1 protein-coding gene is annotated in these 4,121 nt (G+C 70.6%); it reads right to left on the bottom strand.

The window, feature by feature from the left end; translation table 11 throughout:
* Window positions 1–4,121, bottom strand: a 4,121-nt coding sequence (locus ABZU75_RS45550) for a type I polyketide synthase (RefSeq protein ID WP_355569538.1), incomplete at both ends; no start/stop codon positions are given.

A 4,121-nucleotide genomic window follows, 5' to 3' on the forward strand; every position in this document is an offset into this window, starting at 1 on the left:
CTGGTCAGCAACAAACGCCGCACACCCCGCTCGGCCACCACATGCCGAGCCAGATGACCACCCAGACCACCGGTACCACCAGTGATCAACACCGTCCCCTCCGGGTCCCAGACCCGACCCGCCGCGTCGCCGACATCAGATCCTGGCGCCACCCGCGCCATCCGCGGAACCCGCAGCTCACCCTCGCGTACCGCCACCTGCGGCTCACCCGAGGCCGACACCCCGAGCAGTGCATCGAGCAGGGCCGGCCGCGAGGACTCCCGATCATCCAGGTCGACCAGCACGAACCGGCCCGGGTTCTCCGACTGGGCACTGCGGACAAGGCCCCACACCGCCGCAGCCGCCAGATCAGTGACCGCCTCACCCTCCCGCGCCTCGACCGCACCTCGGGTGACGAACACCAGCCGCGAAGCCTCGAACCGCTCATCGGCCAGCCACTGCTGCAGCAGGCCCAGGACATGTGCGACCAGCGCGTGCGTCGACTCCACCACGTTCTCGGCATCGACCGACCCGACGGTGACCATGACCACGTCCGGCACCGGATCCAGCGAGGCGAGATCTCCGCTCAGCTCGACCGCACTCGCACCGGCCTCCGCGTCCGGCACCTCCGACAGCGCGGTCCAATCCAGCCCGAACAACGAATCCCGCTCCACCCCACGACCACCACCGGCACCAACAAGCTGATCCGGCGAGAACGGGCGCAACACCAGCGACCGCGCCGACAACACCGGCTCCCCAGCCGCATCCACCGCGACCAGCGACACCGCATCATCGCCCACCCTGGCCAACCGCACCCGCAACAGCACCGCACCACCCGCGTGCAGGCTCACCTCACCCCAGGAAAACGGCAACCGCGTACCCCCCGCGGCATCCAGCCCGACAAAGGCCACCGCGTGCAACGCCGCATCCAGCAGAGCCGGATGCACCCCGAACGAACCCGCATCCGACGCCACCTGCTCAGGCAGAACGACCTCGGCGAACACCTCACCACCGGCACCGTGCCAGACCGCCCGCAATCCCTGGAAGAGCGGGCCGTACTCGAACCCGCCCGCGGCCAGTTCTTCGTAAAAACCGTCCGGCGCGATCGCGGTCGCGCCGACCGGCGGCCACACCGCCGCATCGAACGGCACGGCGGCCCGGCTGCCCGTGGCGAGCATGCCGGTGGCGTGCCGCACCCACGGCACATCGTCACCAGCCTGCGCCGACCGGGAATAGACGTTCAAAGCACGTCGGCCGGTCTCCTCCGGCGCACCCACCGCGATCTGCACCACGACCGCGTCATCCTCACCCAGCACCAGCGGCGCGGCCAGCGTCAACTCCTCCACCAGGTCACAGCCGACCTGATCACCCGCCCGCACCGCCAACTCCAGGAACCCGGTCCCCGGGAAGAGCACCATCCCGGCCACCACATGATCGGCCAGCCACGGATGGGTCCGCAGCGAGATACGCCCGGTCAGCACCACCCCATCGGAATCGGCCAGCCCGACCGTCGCGCCCAGCAGCGGATGCCTCGTCGCGGTCAGGCCCAGAACGCGGGCATCACCGCTCTGCCTGGCGTTCGGCCAGAACCACTGGTGCTGGAAAGCGTAGGTGGGCAGGTCGACCCGGCGCCCACCCGGCAGCACCGCCCGCCAGTCCACCGGCACCCCGTGCACATGCAGCTCGGCCAGCGCCGTCATGGACGCGACCTGCTCGTCGCGGTCCTTACGCAATACCGGCACCAGCACCGCGTCCGACCCGGGCACCTCCGCGTCGGCGGCCAGGGTATCGGCGGCCATCGCGGTCAGCACACCATCGGGGCCCAGCTCCAGATACGCCCGCACGCCCCGCGCGTGCAGCGCCCGGACGCCATCGGCGAAACGGACCGCGCCCCGCACCTGCTCCACCCAGTAATCCGGCGAGCACAGCTGCTCGGCCGTCGCCTGCTCCCCGGTAAGGGTGGACACCACAGGAATCCGCGGCGGGTTGTAGGACAGCCGGTGAGCCAGCTTACGGAAGTCCTCCAGCATCGGATCCATCAACGGCGAATGGAACGCGTGCGACACCCGCAACCGCCGGGTCCTGACCCCCCGCTCCTCCAGAGCGGCGGCCACCTCCAGCACCGCCTCCTCGACCCCGGAGACCACCACCGAGGCCGGACCGTTCACCGCCGCGACCGACACCTGGTCCTCGCGCCCGGCCAGCAGCCCGACGACCTCCTCCTCGGACGCCCGCACCGACGCCATCGCCCCACCCGCGGGCAGCGCCTGCATCAACCGCGCCCGACCCGCCACCAGCACACACGCATCACTCAGGGACAACACCCCGGCCACATGCGCCGCGGTGATCTCCCCAATCGAATGACCGGCCAGCACATTCGGCCGCACTCCCCACGAGGACACCAACCGGAACAACGCCGTCTCCACCGCGAACAGGGCCGGCTGCGCCCACCCCGTCCGATCCAGCGACCCCGCCTCAGCCGTACCCGGCTCGGCGAACAGAACTTCACGCAGCGGCCCATCGAGCAGCGGGTCCAGCTCCGCGATCACCGCGTCCAACGCCTCGGCGAACACCGGGAACCGGTCATACAGCTCCCGGCCCATCCCCGCCCGCTGGCTGCCCTGACCGGTGAACAGGAAGGCGAGCTGCGGCTCCGCCCCGGCCACCCCGGCCACCACGCCCACACCCGGCAGGCCCTCGGCCAGCGCACCCAGCCCGGCCAGCGCACCATCACGGCCCTCGGCCAGCACCACCGCCCGATGCTCGAACACCGACCGCGTCGTCGCCAGCGAGAACGCCACATCGGCCAGATCCAGACCGGGCTCGCCGTCCACACGCGAAGCCAGTTGTCCGGCCTGCGCCCGCAATGCCTCCGCCGTACGGCCCGACACCAGCACCGGAACCACACCCGCAGCCGGCATCCGTTTCTGCGAAGCGTCTTCTCCTTCCGGTGCTTCCGGCCCCTGCTCGAGGATCAGGTGCGCGTTGGTGCCGCTGATCCCGAACGACGACACACCCGCCCGGCGCGGACGACCGGTCTCCGGCCACTCGACCGGCTCGGTCAGCACTTCCACCGCGCCCGAGGCCCAGTCCACATGCGACGACGGCGCATCCACGTGCAACGTCTTGGGCAGCATCCCGTGCCGGAGAGCCATGACCATCTTGATCACACCGGCCACGCCCGCCGCCGCCTGGGTGTGACCAAGGTTCGACTTGATCGACCCCAGCAACAGCGGCCGATCCTCGTCCCGGTCCTGGCCGTAGGTGGCCAGCAGCGCCTGCGCCTCGATCGGGTCACCCAGCGTGGTGCCGGTGCCGTGCGCCTCGACCGCGTCCACCTCGGTGGGATTCAAGCCCGCCACGGCCAGCGCCTGACGGATCACCCGCCGCTGCGACGGACCGTTCGGCGCGGTCAGACCGTTGGACGCACCATCCTGATTGATCGCCGAACCCCGTACCACCGCCAGCACCTGGTGACCGTTGCTGCGCGCGTCCGACAGCCGCTCCAGCACCAGCATGCCCACACCCTCGGAATAGCTCGTGCCGTCCGCCGCGTCAGCGAAGGACTTGCACCGGCCGTCGCCGGCCAGCCCACCCTGCGCGCTGAAACCGATGAACACCCCCGGGTTGGCCATCACGGTCACGCCACCGGCCAGCGCCAGCGAACACTCCCCAGACCGCAGCGCCTGCGCCGCCATGTGCATCGCCACCAGCGACGACGAGCACGCGGTGTCCACCGTCACCGCCGGACCCTCCAACCCCAGCGCATACGAAATCCGGCCGGTCGCAACGCTGGCCGCCGTACCGGTGCCGATGAAGCCCATCGCCTCCGGCGGGAGGTCGACGCTCATCCCGTAGTCGCTATACATCACGCCGGCGAACACACCCGTGTGGCTGCCCCGCAAGGAGACCGGGTCGATCCCGGCCCGCTCGAAGGCCTCCCATGACGCCTCCAGCAGCAGTCGCTGCTGCGGGTCCATCGCCAGCGCCTCACGCGGCGAGATCCCGAAGAACCCCGGATCAAACTGCGCGGCACCCTCCAGGAAACCGCCCTCGTGCACATAGCTGGTGCCCTGGCTCTCCCGATCCGGGCTGTACAACGCCCCCAGATCCCAGCCCCGCGTCGTCGGGAACTCACCGAT

Source organism: Streptosporangium sp. NPDC005286, from assembly GCF_040607515.1.
GTDB lineage: Bacteria > Actinomycetota > Actinomycetes > Streptosporangiales > Streptosporangiaceae > Streptosporangium.